General features: G+C 53.9%; 18 protein-coding genes. 8 read left to right on the forward strand and 10 right to left on the reverse strand.

What is annotated here, in order from left to right; all coding sequences use genetic code 11:
• Positions 1-172 precede the first annotated feature (172 nt).
• Complete coding sequence (gmhB, locus tag ACFL9S_RS12735) at positions 173-733, reverse strand: D-glycero-beta-D-manno-heptose 1,7-bisphosphate 7-phosphatase (RefSeq protein ID WP_133842165.1); 561 nt, start codon at positions 731-733, stop codon at positions 173-175.
• A 188-nt stretch (positions 734-921) separates the two neighbouring features.
• On the opposite strand from gmhB, the gene metN reads away from it, so the two are divergent.
• The 6 genes from metN (at position 922) to proS (ending at position 6,509) form a co-directional block, all read left to right on the forward strand.
• Positions 922-1,953, forward strand: a complete 1,032-nt coding sequence (gene metN / locus ACFL9S_RS12740) for a methionine ABC transporter ATP-binding protein MetN (RefSeq protein ID WP_405262281.1) — start codon at positions 922-924, stop codon at positions 1,951-1,953.
• Positions 1,946-2,599: a methionine ABC transporter permease MetI gene (locus tag ACFL9S_RS12745; protein WP_154752570.1), complete on the forward strand. Its 654-nt coding sequence runs from the start codon at positions 1,946-1,948 to the stop codon at positions 2,597-2,599. The genes metN and ACFL9S_RS12745 overlap by 8 nt, the downstream gene beginning before the upstream one ends.
• A 36-nt stretch (positions 2,600-2,635) precedes the next feature.
• Positions 2,636-3,451, forward strand: coding sequence for a MetQ/NlpA family lipoprotein (locus ACFL9S_RS12750; protein ID WP_405262282.1), 816 nt, complete (start codon positions 2,636-2,638; stop codon positions 3,449-3,451).
• 140 nt (positions 3,452-3,591) lie between these two features.
• Positions 3,592-3,996 (forward strand): Rcs stress response system protein RcsF, encoded by a 405-nt coding sequence (gene rcsF, locus ACFL9S_RS12755; RefSeq protein WP_405262283.1) that lies wholly within the window; start codon positions 3,592-3,594, stop codon positions 3,994-3,996.
• Positions 3,993-4,700 (forward strand): tRNA (N6-threonylcarbamoyladenosine(37)-N6)-methyltransferase TrmO, encoded by a 708-nt coding sequence (gene tsaA / locus ACFL9S_RS12760; protein WP_405262284.1) that lies wholly within the window; start codon positions 3,993-3,995, stop codon positions 4,698-4,700. The genes rcsF and tsaA overlap by 4 nt, the downstream gene beginning before the upstream one ends.
• Before the next feature lie 90 nt (positions 4,701-4,790).
• Positions 4,791-6,509, forward strand: a complete 1,719-nt coding sequence (proS, locus tag ACFL9S_RS12765; protein WP_405262285.1) for a proline--tRNA ligase — start codon at positions 4,791-4,793, stop codon at positions 6,507-6,509.
• A 64-nt stretch (positions 6,510-6,573) separates the two neighbouring features.
• Here the strand turns inward: proS and ACFL9S_RS12770 are convergent, their stop codons facing one another.
• From ACFL9S_RS12770 to ACFL9S_RS12785, 4 genes are all read right to left on the reverse strand, one after another.
• On the reverse strand, positions 6,574-8,430 hold the full coding sequence (locus tag ACFL9S_RS12770) for a M48 family metallopeptidase (RefSeq protein ID WP_405262286.1): 1,857 nt from the start codon (positions 8,428-8,430) through the stop codon (positions 6,574-6,576).
• Between the two features lie 337 nt (positions 8,431-8,767).
• Positions 8,768-9,178, reverse strand: a complete 411-nt coding sequence (locus ACFL9S_RS12775; protein ID WP_405262287.1) for a copper resistance protein NlpE N-terminal domain-containing protein — start codon at positions 9,176-9,178, stop codon at positions 8,768-8,770.
• Positions 9,179-9,201: 23 nt separating this feature from the next.
• Entirely contained in the window at positions 9,202-9,618 is a 417-nt protein-coding gene (gene arfB, locus ACFL9S_RS12780) for an alternative ribosome rescue aminoacyl-tRNA hydrolase ArfB (protein WP_405262288.1), read from the reverse strand.
• On the reverse strand, positions 9,615-10,169 hold the full coding sequence (locus ACFL9S_RS12785) for a YaeQ family protein (RefSeq protein WP_405262289.1): 555 nt from the start codon (positions 10,167-10,169) through the stop codon (positions 9,615-9,617). The genes arfB and ACFL9S_RS12785 overlap by 4 nt, the downstream gene beginning before the upstream one ends.
• Before the next feature lie 132 nt (positions 10,170-10,301).
• Between ACFL9S_RS12785 and ACFL9S_RS12790 the strand changes: the two genes are divergently transcribed.
• Both ACFL9S_RS12790 and rof read left to right on the forward strand, forming a co-directional pair.
• A complete protein-coding gene (locus ACFL9S_RS12790) occupies positions 10,302-10,505 on the forward strand; it encodes a YaeP family protein (protein ID WP_405262290.1) in 204 nt (67 codons plus the stop codon).
• Positions 10,489-10,755, forward strand: a complete 267-nt coding sequence (gene rof, locus ACFL9S_RS12795; RefSeq protein ID WP_405262291.1) for a Rho-binding antiterminator — start codon at positions 10,489-10,491, stop codon at positions 10,753-10,755. Before ACFL9S_RS12790 ends, rof begins: the two co-directional genes overlap by 17 nt.
• A gap of 38 nt (positions 10,756-10,793) precedes the next feature.
• On the opposite strand, the gene ACFL9S_RS12800 is transcribed toward rof, so the two are convergent.
• The 5 genes from ACFL9S_RS12800 to accA form a co-directional block, all read right to left on the reverse strand.
• Positions 10,794-11,105, reverse strand: coding sequence for a c-type cytochrome (locus ACFL9S_RS12800; protein WP_405262292.1), 312 nt, complete (start codon positions 11,103-11,105; stop codon positions 10,794-10,796).
• Positions 11,102-12,430 carry a tRNA lysidine(34) synthetase TilS gene (gene tilS / locus ACFL9S_RS12805; RefSeq protein ID WP_405262293.1) on the reverse strand — a complete coding sequence of 443 codons (1,329 nt, stop codon included), beginning with the start codon at positions 12,428-12,430 and terminating at the stop codon, positions 11,102-11,104. The genes ACFL9S_RS12800 and tilS overlap by 4 nt, the downstream gene beginning before the upstream one ends.
• A gap of 53 nt (positions 12,431-12,483) precedes the next feature.
• Positions 12,484-12,879 (reverse strand): VOC family protein, encoded by a 396-nt coding sequence (locus ACFL9S_RS12810; protein ID WP_405262294.1) that lies wholly within the window; start codon positions 12,877-12,879, stop codon positions 12,484-12,486.
• 73 nt (positions 12,880-12,952) lie between these two features.
• Positions 12,953-15,103: a lysine decarboxylase LdcC gene (locus tag ACFL9S_RS12815; protein ID WP_405262295.1), complete on the reverse strand. Its 2,151-nt coding sequence runs from the start codon at positions 15,101-15,103 to the stop codon at positions 12,953-12,955.
• A 101-nt stretch (positions 15,104-15,204) separates the two neighbouring features.
• Positions 15,205-16,164 carry an acetyl-CoA carboxylase carboxyl transferase subunit alpha gene (accA, locus tag ACFL9S_RS12820; RefSeq protein ID WP_405262296.1) on the reverse strand — a complete coding sequence of 320 codons (960 nt, stop codon included), beginning with the start codon at positions 16,162-16,164 and terminating at the stop codon, positions 15,205-15,207.
• Between the last annotated feature and the right edge of the window lie 5 nt (positions 16,165-16,169).

A 16,169-nucleotide genomic window follows, 5' to 3' on the forward strand; every position in this document is an offset into this window, starting at 1 on the left:
CTTTTTGAGAAGTTTTTCCGGCGGTTCAGATGTTTCCTGAACCTCCTGAGCCGCTGGCGTTACGCCGTTTGCCGTCTCAGTGGTTGCGCATTATAGACAGGCGCTCCGGGAACGCAAGCAGTAATCTCAACTTTTTCACTGCCTGCTGAAAGTTCCAGCGAAACGCTGCTTTTTAGCCCTGTTTGATACGTCCAGGCAGCTCTTTCAGGCTATTAAGCACCCAATCTGCTGCACTCTCTCCTTCAGCCGTGACAGGCTTCCCGCTACGAACCAGTACTTTTTTACCGACTCCGGCAGCTAAAGCGGCCTGCATGTCCTCAATCTTATCGCCAACCATATAAGAAGCGGCCATATCGATGTTCAGCTCCTGCTGCGCGGTCAGGAACATTCCCGGCTGCGGCTTACGGCAATCACACGACTGACGTAACTCTTCTACTATTGCTTCCGGATGATGCGGACAGAAATAGATACCATCCAGATCGACATCGCGATCGGCCAGCGACCAGTCCATCCATTCGGTCAGATGCATAAACTGATCTTCGGTAAACAAGCCGCGCGCGATACCGGACTGGTTTGTCACCAGCACCAGCGCAAAGCCCATTTCTTTCAGTTCACGCATGGCGTCAATCACACCATCGATAAACTCGAAGTTGTCGCTTTCAAACACATAACCGTGATCGACATTAATGGTGCCATCCCGATCGAGGAAAATTGCGGGGACTTTCTCAGCCACGTAGTAACTCCTGCTACAAAATTTGCCGTAGTGTATCGCATCACTGTCATAAAAGAGAGAATGGCAGTTTGGATGACTTCGATTGATTTAGACGTCTGGATGCCCTACCATCCATTCAGTCCCTTTAATGCGGGATGCCGTTATAATGAATGCCACGGATAACTCCCATCACGATAATAAATAAATCAATGATTAAACTTTCAAATATCACCAAAGTGTTCCAGCAGGGTTCACGCACGATTACAGCGCTGTCTGATGTCAGCCTGCATGTGCCCGCCGGACAAATTTATGGCGTGATCGGCGCTTCCGGTGCGGGTAAAAGCACCTTAATTCGCTGCGTCAATTTGCTGGAGCGTCCTACCTCCGGCAGCGTACTGGTTGATAACCAGGATCTCACAACACTGTCAGAAAGCCAGTTAACGATCGCCCGTCGCCAGATTGGCATGATCTTCCAGCACTTCAACCTGCTGAACTCACGTACCGTCGCCGGTAACGTTGCACTGCCGCTGGAGCTGGGCAATCTGTCAAGGGCTGAGATTAAAGCCCGCGTCAGTGAATTACTGGATCTTGTCGGCCTGGCGGATAAACACGACGCCTGGCCTGCCAATCTCTCCGGCGGGCAGAAACAGCGTGTGGCGATTGCCCGTGCGCTGGCCAGCAACCCCAAAGTGCTGCTGTGTGATGAAGCCACCAGCGCGCTGGACCCGGCAACCACCCGTTCCATTCTTGAATTGCTGAAAGACATCAATCGCCGTCTGGGCATCACCATTCTGCTGATCACTCATGAAATGGACGTGGTGAAGCGTATCTGCGATTGCGTTGCGGTCATCAGTAACGGCGAACTGATTGAGCAGGATACGGTGAGCGAAGTGTTCTCTCATCCAAAGACGCCGCTGGCACAACAGTTTATTCAGTCAACACTGCATCTGGATATCCCGGAAGACTACCTGAAACGTCTTACGCCAGAAGCCAGCGCCACAACGGTTCCTTTATTACGCCTGGAGTTCACCGGTCAGTCAGTGGATGCTCCACTGCTGTCTGAGTCAGCACGCCGTTTCAATGTGAACAACAATATTATCAGCGCGCAGATGGATTACGCCGGTGGCGTGAAGTTCGGCATTATGCTGACCGAAATCCACGGTGAGCCAGCCGATACTCAGGCTGCCATCGCGTTCCTGCAAGAGCACCATGTGAAGATAGAGGTATTAGGTTATGTCTGAGGCGATGATGTGGTTAATGGGCCGCGGCATCTGGGAAACCCTGATGATGACCTTTGTCTCCGGCTTTTTCGGTTTTGTGCTCGGGCTGCCGGTCGGGGTACTTCTTTATGTTACCCGTCCGGGGCAGATTGTAGCGAACGCGAAACTTTATCGCGTGCTGTCAGCAGCGGTGAATATCTTCCGCTCGATTCCTTTCATTATCTTGCTGGTCTGGATGATCCCCTTCACCCGGATTATCGTCGGGACATCAATTGGTCTGCAGGCCGCGATTGTTCCACTCACCGTAGGCGCAGCACCCTTTATTGCGCGTATGGTTGAGAACGCCCTGCTTGAACTGCCAACCGGCCTGATTGAAGCATCACGTGCAATGGGTGCCACACCTTTGCAGATTATCCGTAAGGTTCTGCTGCCTGAAGCACTGCCAGGCCTGGTGAATGCCGCTACTATTACTCTGATTACCCTGGTCGGCTACTCAGCAATGGGTGGCGCTGTCGGCGCAGGTGGTCTGGGTCAGATTGGCTATCAGTATGGCTACATCGGTTACAACGCAACAGTAATGAACACGGTATTGGTTCTGCTGGTCGTTTTGGTGTATTTGATTCAGTTCTGTGGCGATCGCATTGTTCGTGCGGTTACCCACAAGTAAACACAACAGTAATTTCTCTCTATTTAAGGAAGGGATATGTCTTTTAACGTTAAAACGCTTGCCGCTGTCGGCGCACTTATCGGTACTCTGGCACTGGCTGGCTGCGATCAGAAAGAGAAAGATCCAAACCACATTAAAGTGGGCGTGATCGTCGGTAGCGAGCAGCAGGTTGCTGAAGTCGCCGCTAAAGTGGCAAAAGATAAATACGGCCTGAATGTTGAACTGGTGACCTTCAACGATTACGTGCTTCCTAACGAAGCGTTGAGTAAAGGCGATATCGACGTTAACGCCTTCCAGCACAAACCGTATCTGGACCAGCAGATTAAAGATCGCGGCTACAAGCTGGTTTCTGTCGGCAGCACCTTCGTTTATCCGATTGCGGGTTACTCGAAGAAGATTAAAACGCTGGATGAGCTGCAGAACGGTGCACAGGTGGCTATCCCTAACGATCCAACTAACCTCGGTCGTTCACTGCTGCTGCTGCAGAAAGTGGGCCTGATCAAACTGAAAGATGGCACTGGCCTGCTGCCAACCTCACTGGATGTGGTGGAGAACCCGAAAAACCTGAAGCTGGTTGAGCTGGAAGCACCACAGCTGCCACGTTCCCTGGACGATCAGCAAATCGCTCTGGCAGTGATCAACACGACTTACGCCAGCCAGATTAACCTGACCCCCGCTAAAGATGGCATCTTCGTTGAAGATAAAAACTCGCCGTACGTTAACCTGATCGTTGCACGCGAAGATAACAAAGACGCGGAAAACGTGAAGAAATTCGTACAGGCTTATCAGTCAGATGAAGTTAACGACGCCGCGAACAAAGTGTTCAACGGCGGCGCAGTGAAAGGCTGGTAATTTGCCCGATGCGGGTGGCGCCTGCCGCCCGCTATCACATTCTCATCGTCCATACGTGCCTGAATGCGCGCTCTCCGCTTGTTATTTCCGTCCCGGCTTGCTTCAATAACGCCACTTTTACCGATCGTGAGGATTTTCCCATGCGTGTTTTACCGCTCTGTTTGTTAGCGTTAACGCTAACAGGGTGCTCGTTGGTACCACGGCCCTATGAGCCAGTGAAACCTTTTCCACAGTCTACGCAGACTGGCGCATCTCAGTCGAAATCCGCCGCACGCCCTGCCCCGGTAAAACTGTATACCGACCCTGCTGACCTCGTGAGCAAACCCTTTGCTGATCTGGGCGAAGTCTATGGCGAAGATTGCCAAAGCAACGCACAGGACTCACCACCGAATCTCGCCACCGCCCGTAAACGCATGCAGATCCGTGCATCCGGTATGAAAGCCAACGCGGTGCTGGTGCATAAATGTGAAATCGTGAGTGGCGCTCAGGGCTGCCTGCGTCAGGCGGTTTGCCAGGGATCTGCCCTCAAAGTCAGCAATCAATGAGTCGTTTCTCCTTCGATCAGATTGGCGTGATCCATTCACCGTGGAAGGAGAAATTTGCCGTTCCCCGTCAGCCCGGTTTAATCCAGGATGGCGGGGGCGAGCTGCATCTGCACGCGCCTTATAACCAGCCGGAAGCCGTACGTGGACTGGAGGAATTCAGTCATCTCTGGCTGTTGTTTGTTTTTCATCAGACGATGGAAGGCGGCTGGCGACCGACCGTACGGCCACCACGGTTAGGCGGCAATGCACGCATGGGGGTGTTTGCCACCCGCTCAACCTTCCGGCCTAATCCTGTCGGCATGTCGCTGGTTGAGTTAAAAGGCATCCGCTGTGAACAGCAGCAGGTGATCCTCGAATTAGGCAGCCTCGACCTGGTTGACGGCACGCCTGTCGTGGATATCAAACCTTATCTGCCGTTTGCCGAAGCACTTCCTGACGCCCGCGCCGGGTTTGCCCAGCAGGCCCCACCCGCCGATATGCCGGTCAGCTTCAGCCTCCAGGCACAACAGCAGTTGTTACAGCATCAGCGGCACTACCCTCACCTTGAACGCTTTATCGGTCAGGTGCTGGCTCAGGATCCCCGGCCCGCGTATCGTAAAGGCGAAGAGCCGGACCGCGAATATGCCGCCTGGCTACTGGAATTTAATGTGCGCTGGCGTGTAACCCAGTCCGGCACAGAAGTTATCGCTATCGACCCGCGTTAATTTCTCCCAGCATCTTTTGACTCACCTGCCACGCTGGTACACTAGCATCCACGTTTTTTGGCTTTATGCGTTCATATGGAATCGTAATTCATGCGTACTACTCAATACCTGCTCTCCACTCTTAAGGAGACACCTGCCGACGCCGAAGTGATCAGCCATCAGTTGATGCTGCGCGCCGGGATGATTCGTAAACTGGCATCCGGTCTGTACACCTGGTTGCCGACCGGTTTACGCGTGCTGAAAAAAGTTGAAAACATCGTTCGCGAAGAGATGAACAACGCCGGCGCGATTGAGATCTCTATGCCGGTCGTTCAGCCTGCAGATCTGTGGCAGGAGAGTGGTCGTTGGGAGCAGTACGGCCCGGAGCTGCTGCGCTTCGTTGACCGTGGCGAACGTCCGTTTGTTCTCGGCCCTACGCATGAAGAAGTGATTACCGATCTGATCCGTAACGAACTCAGCTCTTATAAGCAGTTGCCGCTGAACCTGTTCCAGATCCAGACCAAATTCCGTGATGAAGTGCGCCCACGTTTTGGTGTGATGCGCTCACGTGAATTCATCATGAAAGATGCATACTCATTCCATACCTCGCAGGAATCCCTGCAAGAAACGTACGATGCGATGTACCGCGCCTACAGCCAGAGCTTCAACCGTATGGGTCTGAACTTCCGCGCTGTGGATGCCGACACCGGTTCTATCGGTGGCAGCGCCTCTCATGAATTCCAGGTGCTGGCGCAGAGTGGTGAAGACGATGTGGTGTTCTCCACTGAATCAGACTACGCCGCCAATATGGAAAAAGCGGAAGCTGTCGCCCCTGCCGGTGGCCGTGCTGCCGCCACGCAGCCAATGACGCAGTTCGCGACACCAGACGCGAAAACCATCGCTGAGCTGGTCGAGCAGTTTGCTCTGCCGATTGAGAAAACCGTTAAGACGCTGATGGTACAAGCGACCAAAGAGAGCGGCCATACGCTGGTTGCGCTGCTGGTCCGTGGCGATCATGAGCTGAATGAAGTGAAAGCAGAACATATTGATATCGTTGCTGCCCCACTGACCTTCGCAACGGAAGAAGAGATCCGCGCACTGGTTAACGCAGGCCCGGGTTCACTCGGTCCGGTAGGCCTGAACATGCCGATCATTGCAGACCGCACCGTTGCAGCGATGAGCGATTTCAGCGCAGGTGCCAACACTGACGGGCAGCACCTGAAAGGCATCAACTGGGAGCGCGATCTGCCGCTGCCACGCGTTGCCGATATCCGTAATGTGGTCGAAGGTGACGCCAGCCCGGATGGGAAAGGCACGCTGCTGATCAAACGCGGTATTGAAGTTGGTCATATCTTCCAGCTTGGCACCAAATACTCTGAAGCGATGAAAGCATCGGTACAGGGCGAAGACGGTCGTAACCAGATTATGACCATGGGTTGCTACGGGATTGGTATTACGCGCATCGTTGCGGCGGCCATTGAACAGAACCACGATGAACGCGGCATTATCTGGTCTCCTGCGCTGGCACCTTTCCAGGTGGCCATCCTGCCAATGAACATGCAGAAGTCATTCCGCGTGAAAGAGCTGGCGGAAGAGCTGTATGCCACTCTGCGTGCCAAAGGGATTGATGTGATCCTCGATGACCGTAAAGAGCGCCCGGGCGTGATGTTTGCCGATATGGAACTGATTGGCGTACCGCATACCATCGTGATTGGCGACCGTAACCTCGACAGTGAAGAAGTTGAGTATAAAGCGCGTCGTGCCGGTGAGAAGCGTATGATCAAAACCAACGAAATCGTTGATTTCCTGGTGGGCGAACTGGCGGTTTAAGATCCGTCACTGCAGACCAAAACGATCAAACATAAAAAAGCCACCGCAAGGTGGCTTTTTCGTTTTAGCTTTGCGCGGCCAACGCCTGGTCTTGTTCCTGTAACGCCCGCATTGTCTGATGGCGCTGCCAGTAATGACTCAGGGTGTATTTAAACACTTCAATATCATTCTTCAGGCCTGGCAAACGGATCTCACTGCGTTTTTTACCCGCGGCATTAGGCTGAACATGTTGCAGATACAGCACGTCAGTACCGAAGCGGCGGATGACATTGATGTTTTTAATATTATCCCACGGCAACAGCTCAGCGGTGCCTGGCTGCACAATCCCCTGATAGATGATCTCAATCTGGCTGCCATCTTTTAACGTCCAGGCCGCCGGTGGGAAATGCTTCAGTACCAGCGCCGTCTCTTCTTCGCCTTCCGGCTGATAACGCCACGCGAGGCTCTGTTCATGAGCAGAGGAGAAATCCTGCTCATATTTCTGCCACAGTTGCTGTTCAATGTCTGCCGCTACCGGCATCAGATCGACCCAGCTCTCCGCCGGCTGTTCCGCCGCGATCGCGGCATAACCCGTTTCTTCCACCGTGTAGCCAACATTGCGCATGCGATCGGCCAGCGGCGGATGCGAATCGAACGGGTGCGGCACGTTCTGTTCACGCATCATACCGATAAAGTCAGGGGAATTGACGTGCTGAGGCAGGCCCAGTGCAATCGCTTGACTGATCCCCAGCTCATTCCCATGCAGGGTTTTATTATCAAACAGCATTTGCTCTACTTCACTGCGATAGCTGGCATAGGCAGAGATTTTAATCAGCGACTCAACAATCGCCGCCGGGGTAATCAAGTTCGCCGCACTGCGATCAGCGACAAATTCGCGCTCACGGCTGTTACGCTGCCACGCCAGTTCAAACAGCATGCGATACAGGCAGAGCGGATAAAACACCACCAGCGTAGAGACATCTTTGCTCATCAGGTGAATATACTGATCGAAGCGATGCAGCTTTGGCCCCAGCAGAGCACCCGATGCGGTATCACCTTCATGCAGGTGTGTTAACTCATGCACCATCACGCCATCGGCCTGTGCCGTGGTTAACTGACGCAGCAAGGGAATGCTGACATACAGCTTGCGGCCATGCAGTACCTGCTCATTCACACTCAGAGACGATTCAGTCACATAAAAGTTAGTATCGATACCCGCAATAATATGATCCGGCGGCGTCGTTCCCACCTGCGATGCCAGGGCATCGATACGTGCCCAGAGTTCCGGTGCCGCTTCGCGCGTGACCACTTCTCCCTCAACACCCTCTTCACCTGGCAGTTTTTTGAAGATGCCTCTGATCATATAGAACATCGCGACCAGCACCAGCAGGCCCATCGCCATGACCAGCTTCGGATAATAGGTTTGGGTAAAGAATGCCGTTCCCCAGAAGGAGAGCCAGACCAGCATGCCGCCCTGCACCAGCACTTCCAGCGCACTGGCCAGCATCAGGAAGGGGCGTGCCAGCGTCAGGCTTTGTAGCTGTCCCTGGCGGTTTTTAAACGCCAGCGCGCTGAACAGGACAATCATCAGCAACATGACGACACCGCCCACCATCGTCCAGAAGGCGACTTTATCCATCATCCAGAACTGCCACAGCTCTGACTTCTCTGCACAAACCGCAGCCTGATAGTCGAGCAGATCGTCCGGCACCGCGCCGCAGACGCTGGAGGGGGGATTCTGTTGCAGGAAGGCGGTCAGTTTATTGACGTCCTGATTTTGCCCCCGGGCATCATCTATAAAGATTTCACTGTATTCCTGATCGAGCTGGCGTGTGCCGTATTCAGCAAAAACCAGCGTAATCGTGGGGATCAGGAAAAGTGTGACTAAAAGCCAGAGGAAGACTTTTGCATAGCCTTTTTTCAATGCCGTTAATTGATTCAAAATTATAAACTCGCAAACTGTGTGTTAGAAGACAAAGCTGCTTATATCAGGCAATACCGAAAGAGTGATCTCCCGACATAATGGGAAATGGCATGAGATCCTTCTCTGGAGCGCGTCAGCTATATTAGGTAATAAAGGTCACAACGAGGATATAAAACGACAATTCAACTGGAGGAACAAGAGGTTAGCCGCTTTTTAGGATTATTTACCCGGTGTAGCGTGCTATTACCGTTGCAGAGAATCATTCTGTTCTGCAACGGCCATATTAATTTGAGTTAATTCAACTTAATCCCGGTAATTAATCACGTGGATGAATACGGGAGGATTGAAGCCGCTTTTATAATACCTTGCGGTTATTCGCTGTCAGGTGATAAGGATGCTGGCTGTTTATTGCCACAGAGCGCCAGGAAATCACCTCAAGGCCCTCTTCCGTGGGACGAAAACGTTGTTTCTCACCGTTCATCGCCACCAGCGTCAGCGTATCAGCCGTGCGCGCCCATTTACCATACTGCGCGCTACGAAGCGTACTCTCTCCGCCCGCTCGCTGTTCGAGCACATAGCTGCCATCAGTCGCCAGGAACAACGAAGACTCACTGTCCTGACAGGCCGGTCCGCAGGGCAGCAACCCGGTATAACTCTGCTGCATCGGCTCCAGCGGCGAGGGGTGTTGTGCGTTCTGTCGGTTATTACAGCCAAATAGCGCGCCCAGTGCCAGCGTGGCAAACAGCATGAGAACAACAGCTTTCATAATCGCTCCTGCAAAAAAACAAGTCAGTCGCCGCGGACTTTACCCCGCAGCGATTTGGTTGAGGCTTTATGCGCTTTACCTTCCAGCCGACGCTTTTTTGATGCCAGCGTCGGACGCGTTGCGCGGCGGGTTTTCTCCACCACGGTAAGCTCCAGGATCAAATTCTCCAGCCGCTTTAACGCCGCCTCACGGTTCATCTCCTGGCTGCGGTACTCCTGCGCCTTAATAATCACCACCCCTTCCGGGGTGATCAGATGGTGGCTGACGGCCATCATCTTTTCCTGATAAAACACTGGCAGGCTGGAGCGGCGAATATCAAAACGCAGGTGGATAGCCGTCGAGCTTTTATTCACGTTCTGACCACCGTTTCCCTGCGCTCTGATCGCGGTGATTTCGATTTCGGCATCAGGAATAGTGACGCTACGTGATAATACAATCATACCCTTTTTCCAGCCTCCAGCCACTGCTCAAACTGAATTTCCAGATGATGAGTATCATCGGAGAGCCAGATAGTGCCGTCCTGAATGGTGGCCTGTAACGTCATTGAGCGTGAAGCCAGCTGCGTCAGAGCACTCAGTTGCTCGTCATTGAGGTAGCGTATTGTCAGGTTGTCGTGCTGGGTCAGTTTGTTTTGATGCTGCTGCCACCAGGGCTGGGCTGCACGCCAGTTATAGGTGTAGAGCCAGACATGTTGAGAACGGCTACAGGCTTTTTTAATTCTGCGCTCATCCGGCAGACCGAGATCGACCCAGACATCAATCCCGCCGTGATCGTTCAGCTGCCAGATCTCCGGCTCATCTTCTGCGCTCAGCCCACGTGTAAAGGTCAGACGCTCATTGGCGTGAACCAGCCATGCCAGCAGGCGCAGCATCAGGCGCTCTTCGGTCTCAGAAGGATGACGGGCCAGTGTCAGGGTATTATCGATAAATACATTGCGGTCCATGTCTGCGACATTAACCGTGGCTTTATAAATCGTTGCTTTCAGTGCCATAAAGATCCTTATCTCAGTTACCCGCTATTGTAACCTGATGACGAAGCAAATCACCCGCTCGCAGGCTGATTTCCCGTAAATGCCTGTGCTATAGTCGGATAATCGCCAGAGAAAACGCTGAAGGGGGTGCATGTGCAAAAGTATTGTGAATTAGTTCGCCGAAAATATGCCGAAATTGGCAGTGGCGATCTGGGATATGTGCCTGACGCATTAGCGTGCGTGTTGAAAGCGCTTGATGAAGTAGCGGCCGATCCTGTGCTACCGTCTTCCATCAGGGAAAAGGCAGCGTTTGCTGCCGCAAACTTATTGGTGAGCGACTATGTTGACGAAAGATGAAGCCTACAAACCGATCAACTGCGATGACTATGACAATCTGGAACTCGCCTGCCAGAACAACTGGATGCTGACACTGGCGTTAAAAGACGGTGAGCAGCTCAAGGCCAAGGCCAAAGATATGGTGTCGCGAAAGAACGTGGAATATCTGAGTATTGACATTGCCGGAGAAGACCGCGATCTGCGCCTCGACCATATTGCCAGCTTCAGCCACCCCGATATCGGTACCGTGGTGGTGAGCGAGTCCGATTAGTCCCCAGTCAGGCGGATCGTCGATCCGCCTCTCTTTTCTCAGGGTTTCAACCCAGCATAGTACGCTGCTAAATCATCAATATCGTCATCACTCAGCCCGGCAACAAACGCTTTCATCACTTCCGCCTGACCGCCGCTGCGCGCTCCGCTTTTATACGCCTGCAATGCCTGCGCCAGATAAGGCGCAGGCTGCCCGGCAAGGTTGGGATAGATGGGCGCAGCCGCCTTGCCTTCCGCTCCGTGGCAGGCCATACAACGCGCTGACTTTTCCTGCCCGGCGCTGATGTTCCCTGCCGCCAGTGCGGGCAGGCTGCAACTCAGCAGCAGCGCCGCGACCAGTCTGACATTCATTCGCCACTCTCCATCTTGTTGTTCTCTCGACACCAGTCAATGTACCAGGTCGTTTCCGCGCTTTCGGGGGCACCGTCATGGGTGACAAAAACGCCTACTGCAGCAATCAAACGGTCGCCATAAAAAATCAGTGGGGTCCGTTCGCGCTGCCACGGCGGGATGTTCAGCTCCTGCCAGAGTTTCTTTAACGGCCGACGCCCGGCGCGGCCGACAATATAAAACGATCCCTGCGCTTTAAACCGAATGTTCACCTGCTCATCAGGCGCTGGACGACGTAGAGCAATGCCGCTTACATGCTGTCGTAGCAGCCCAAGCTCCTCCGGCAGTGATAATGGCAGCGCCGTTTCTGTCCATGCTAACACGCATGCTCCCGGCGATGTCATCAAGGGCAGCCAGTACAGGCGGTCGCGAAAACGGCGCACTTCGTGCTGCCCGAGCCGGAGACGTGGCTCGGCATCTTCGCGGCTACAGGCCACCTCCTGCCACAGACGCCGCAGCGCATCGCGCGACGGCATGCTGCCCTGCTGATGCGCAATCCAACGCCGCAGCAGAGCAAAGCGCCGGGCCTCACTCATCTCACGCATCGGCGTAATTGCCAGCGTACCGGACGCATCCACCAGCGAGGCCAGCGACTCGGCCAGCAACTCATCCAGCAGTTGCTCCTGCTCGCCACACAGGGCTGCGCTGCGGGCCACGGCACGTGAGAAGTGCGGCCAGCGGGCACTCAGTATCGGCATCACCTCAAGGCGCAGAAAATTCCGGTCATAGCGCGCATCGCTGTTGCTGTCATCCTCAATCCACGTCAACTGGTGCTGATCGGCCCACTCTTCAAGCTGCTGGCGGCTGTGCGTTAGCAAGGGCCGCAGATGCCGGTGTTCGCCCAGGCCGTGCTGTTGTGGCATGGCCGCCAGCCCTGCCGGACCGCTGCCGCGTTTCAGCGCCAGTAACAGGGTTTCACTTTGATCGTCCTGATGCTGGGCGGTTAACAGCGTTTCCCCCGCCAGCAGCCGCTGACTGAAGGCCTGATAGCGTGCGCTACGTGCCGCGGCTTCAATCCCCCCCTGACGTGCATCCACCGCGACGTACACCACCTCCAGCGGCACCTGCCAGCGCGCACACTGCTGCTGGCAATGCGCCACCCAGCTATCCGCCAGCGGGCTAAGTCCATGATGAATATGCACCGCCCGCAGCTGTAACGCCGGACGCAGCCCTCTGAGCAACACCAGTTGATGCAGCAATACGCTGGAGTCAAGTCCACCACTGTAGGCCAGCAGCAGGCTGTTCTCATTTGCCAGTTGGGCTTCAAGATGGGCAAGGGATGACATGGCTTTCCTGAAAGAAGAACCCGACAAAAAGCCGGGTTTAGCAGAGGGGTATTTTAAGCCTGATACAACTCTAACGGCAATCCATCCGGGTCATTAAAGAAGGTAAAGCGCTTGCCGGTCAGCGGATCAATGCGTATCGCCTCACAAGACACGCCTTGTGTTTCCAGCTGCTGTTTCGCCGCATCAACATCATCCACACTGAATGCCAGATGGCGCAGACCGCAGGCTTCTGGCTGAGTCGGTCGTGCAGGGGGATGCGGGAATGAGAACAGCTCAATAATATACTCACCGTTCAGCGTCAGATCCCCTTTCCAGGAGTCGCGCTCCTCGCGATACACTTCACTCATCAGGCCGAACCCCAGGATATCGCAGTAAAATGCCTTACTCATTGCATAGTTCCCGGCAATGATCGCCACGTGATGGACTTTTTTTAACTGTAAACCTGACATGGTCACTCCTGTTTAATGCATACCTGACGACCTTACCCGTCAGGCATTACCACCGCAATGGCACCATTCTGGATTATATCTCCACGTCGTGTTTCAGCACGCGCACCAGATACTGCCCTTCATCGGTCAGCTTCGCGCCGTGGATATCGGTTTCAAAACCCGGATAGTGTTTGCCGATGGCGCACAGCATCAGCAGGAAATCGAGAACGGCCCGACTCTGTTCAGTGATCATCTCGCCAGGCATCACCACGGGTACGCCGGGAGGATAAGGCAGGATCATATTGGCCGAGATGCGCCCCACCAGCTCACTGATCTCCACCGTTTCGATATTGCCCTTCACCTGCTGCTGGAACATGTGGTGCGGGGTGAGTTTCATCTCGGGCAGCGTGGCAAAAGCCTGTAGCATCAGACGCGGCAGATCGTGCTGGCGGATCAGCGTATGGATCCCCTGCGCCAGATCCTGAATACGCATATTGCGATAAAAATCGGGATCTTCTGCATACAGATCCGGCAGCATGTTTTTCACCCGCAGATTGAGATCGTACGAGCGTTTAAACTCGGTCAATCCGCGCAGGACGCTCATCGCTTTGGTCTTATCAATACCGATGCTGAACAGGAACAGCAGATTGTATGGCCCGGTTTTTTCCACCACCACACCACGCTCATCGAGGAACTTCGCCACCAGCGCGGCGGGGATCCCCTCTTCCGCCATATCACCCAGCTCGCTCATCCCCGGCGTCAGGATCGTGACTTTGATCGGGTCGAGATACATATGATCGGCATCCGCATCGCGGAAACCGTGCCACTCCTCTTCACCGGGCTGAATCGCCCAGCATGCCGGTTCATCGACCCCTTCAGGCTGCCAGATATCAAAGAACCAGCCTTCAGACTCTTCACGCAGACGCTGAACTTCGCGGCGAAAATGCAGCGCCCGCTCCACCGAACGATTGATCAACCGCTTACCCGGATTGCCACGCAGCATCGCTGCCGCCGTCTCAATAGACGCCACAATCGCATAGTTGGGTGAAGTGGTGGTGTGCATCATGTAGGCTTCGTTAAAAGTCTGCTCGTCGTAGTCGCCTTTAATGTGGATCAGCGAAGCCTGTGAAAAGGCCGCCAGCAGTTTGTGCGTCGACTGGGTTTCATAGATCACCTTGCCCGGCGTGCGCTCCCCGCTCATCCCACTCAGTCCCTCATAGATCGGATGGAAGTTGGTGTAAGGAACCCAGGCAGAATCAAAGTGGATTGACGGCACATCCAGCGTCTCTTTGATGTACTGCGTGTTATACAGCAATCCGTCATACGTCGAGTTGGTGATCACCGCATGGACCGGCCAGCTGGCACGCGGTGTCTGTGCCACTTTCAGGGCGATACTCTCTTTGGTGAATTCGCGTTTCGGGATACCGCCAAGAATACCCAACGCGTTTCGCGTTGGTTTCAGCCAGATGGGAATAATATCGCTCATCATCAACAGATGAGTGAGTGACTTATGGCAGTTACGATCCACCAGCATGGTGCTGCCCGCTGGCGCGGCGTACATACCGACAATCTTATTCGAGGTCGATGTGCCATTGGTGACCATATAGCTCTGCTCGGCACCGAAGGTGCGCGCGACATACTCTTCGGCTTCAAGGTGTGGGCCAGTATGGTCGAGCAGCGATCCCAACTCGGTGACGGAAATCGAGATATCCGCTTTCAGCGTATTGGCACCAAAGAAATCATAAAACAGGCAACCTACAGGGCTTTTCTGGAACGCCGTTCCCGCCATATGCCCTGGCGTGCAGAAAGTGTACTTACCCTCTTTCACATAGGTAAACAGCGCTTTGGTCAAAGGTGGCGTGATAGTGTCGATGTACTCATCCGTGTAGTGCCGTATACGTTGGGCAATGTCATCGGCAGCATTCAGGGCATATTCGAAGAACCAGATAGTCATGCGCATTTCGTTAATGCTGACATCCATCGTCGAGTGGGTGTTGATAAAGGCATACAGCGGCAGGTATTCATTTAACTGGTTGATATCACGACAGAGTTCGAGGCTGTACTCGTCCCAGTCAAACACCACGCCACAGATGCGCGGGTTATGTTCAATCAGCTTCAGCAGGTCGCTGGCATCATGCGGATAGATAGTCTGAAAAACCTGGCTTTTTAACGTTGTATCGAGCTCACGGATGGGTTCATCTTTATAGAATGCGTGATGCGGTCCCATGATCGCGATAATATTCAATGTGGCCTCCTGGTCTGTTTGCTCCGGTGTGTAAGCATAGTGGACGCAAAACAAAAAGGGCCAGACGATGTCTGGCCCTTTGGGTAACAAATGCTGAACTATCAGGCGTAGCCGTAGCTCATCAGACGTTGATAGCGACGATCCAACAACTCTTCTTTCGTGAAGGTATCGAGATCGGCCAGATCGGCCAGCAGCTGAGCCTTCAGTGAAACACCAATCGCCAGCGGATTGCGGTGTGCGCCACCCAGTGGTTCCGGGATCACACTATCAATCAGCTTCAGCTCTTTCAGACGCGGTGCAATGATGCCCATCGCTTCTGCAGCCAGTGGCGCTTTATCGGCGCTTTTCCACAGAATAGACGCACAGCCTTCCGGCGAAATCACCGAGTAGGTGCTGTACTGCAACATGTTCACTTTGTCGCCGACGCCAATGGCCAGTGCGCCACCAGAACCGCCCTCGCCAATAACCGTACAGATAACCGGCACAGTCAGCCCTGACATCTCACGCAGGTTGCGTGCGATGGCTTCAGACTGACCGCGCTCTTCTGCGCCCACACCCGGGTATGCACCCGGGGTGTCGATAAAGGTGATGATCGGCATATTAAAACGCTCGGCCATCTCCATCAGACGCAGCGCTTTGCGGTAACCTTCCGGTGCTGGCATACCGAAGTTACGACGAATTTTCTCTTTGGTTTCACGCCCTTTCTGATGACCAATGATCATCACCGGACGGCCGTCGAGACGCGCAGTACCACCAACGATAGCTTTATCATCGGCATAGGCGCGGTCACCCGCCAACTCGTCAAAGTCAGTGAACACATTGCGAACATAGTCCAGCGTATACGGGCGCAGCGGATGACGCGCAAGCTGCGCGATCTGCCAGGCACCTAAATCTGAGAAGATTTTACGGGTCAGCTCAACGCTTTTATCGCGCAGACGCTGAATCTCTTCATCCAGATTAATATCCAGTTTTTCATCCTGACGGCCAACCGACTTGAGCGAATCAATTTTCGCTTCAAGCTCAGCGATTGGCTGTTCGAAATCCAGGTAATTAAGACTCATAATAA

The sequence above is a fragment of the Erwinia sp. AnSW2-5 genome, from assembly GCF_045107195.1.
GTDB lineage: Bacteria > Pseudomonadota > Gammaproteobacteria > Enterobacterales > Enterobacteriaceae > Erwinia.

Excerpts from the sequence above, each read along its gene's own strand:
- metN (WP_405262281.1), top strand. The coding sequence starts at position 922 with ATGATTAAACTTTCAAATATCACCAAAGTGTTCCAGCAGGGTTCACGC.
- ACFL9S_RS12745 (WP_154752570.1), top strand. The coding sequence starts at position 1,946 with ATGTCTGAGGCGATGATGTGGTTAATGGGCCGCGGCATCTGGGAAACC.
- ACFL9S_RS12750 (WP_405262282.1), top strand. The coding sequence starts at position 2,636 with ATGTCTTTTAACGTTAAAACGCTTGCCGCTGTCGGCGCACTTATCGGT.
- rcsF (WP_405262283.1), top strand. The coding sequence starts at position 3,592 with ATGCGTGTTTTACCGCTCTGTTTGTTAGCGTTAACGCTAACAGGGTGC.
- tsaA (WP_405262284.1), top strand. The coding sequence starts at position 3,993 with ATGAGTCGTTTCTCCTTCGATCAGATTGGCGTGATCCATTCACCGTGG.
- proS (WP_405262285.1), top strand. The coding sequence starts at position 4,791 with ATGCGTACTACTCAATACCTGCTCTCCACTCTTAAGGAGACACCTGCC.
- ACFL9S_RS12775 (WP_405262287.1), bottom strand. The coding sequence starts at position 9,178 with ATGAAAGCTGTTGTTCTCATGCTGTTTGCCACGCTGGCACTGGGCGCG.
- arfB (WP_405262288.1), bottom strand. The coding sequence starts at position 9,618 with ATGATTGTATTATCACGTAGCGTCACTATTCCTGATGCCGAAATCGAA.
- ACFL9S_RS12785 (WP_405262289.1), bottom strand. The coding sequence starts at position 10,169 with ATGGCACTGAAAGCAACGATTTATAAAGCCACGGTTAATGTCGCAGAC.
- rof (WP_405262291.1), top strand. The coding sequence starts at position 10,489 with ATGTTGACGAAAGATGAAGCCTACAAACCGATCAACTGCGATGACTAT.
- ACFL9S_RS12800 (WP_405262292.1), bottom strand. The coding sequence starts at position 11,105 with ATGAATGTCAGACTGGTCGCGGCGCTGCTGCTGAGTTGCAGCCTGCCC.
- tilS (WP_405262293.1), bottom strand. The coding sequence starts at position 12,430 with ATGTCATCCCTTGCCCATCTTGAAGCCCAACTGGCAAATGAGAACAGC.
- ACFL9S_RS12810 (WP_405262294.1), bottom strand. The coding sequence starts at position 12,879 with ATGTCAGGTTTACAGTTAAAAAAAGTCCATCACGTGGCGATCATTGCC.
- accA (WP_405262296.1), bottom strand. The coding sequence starts at position 16,164 with ATGAGTCTTAATTACCTGGATTTCGAACAGCCAATCGCTGAGCTTGAA.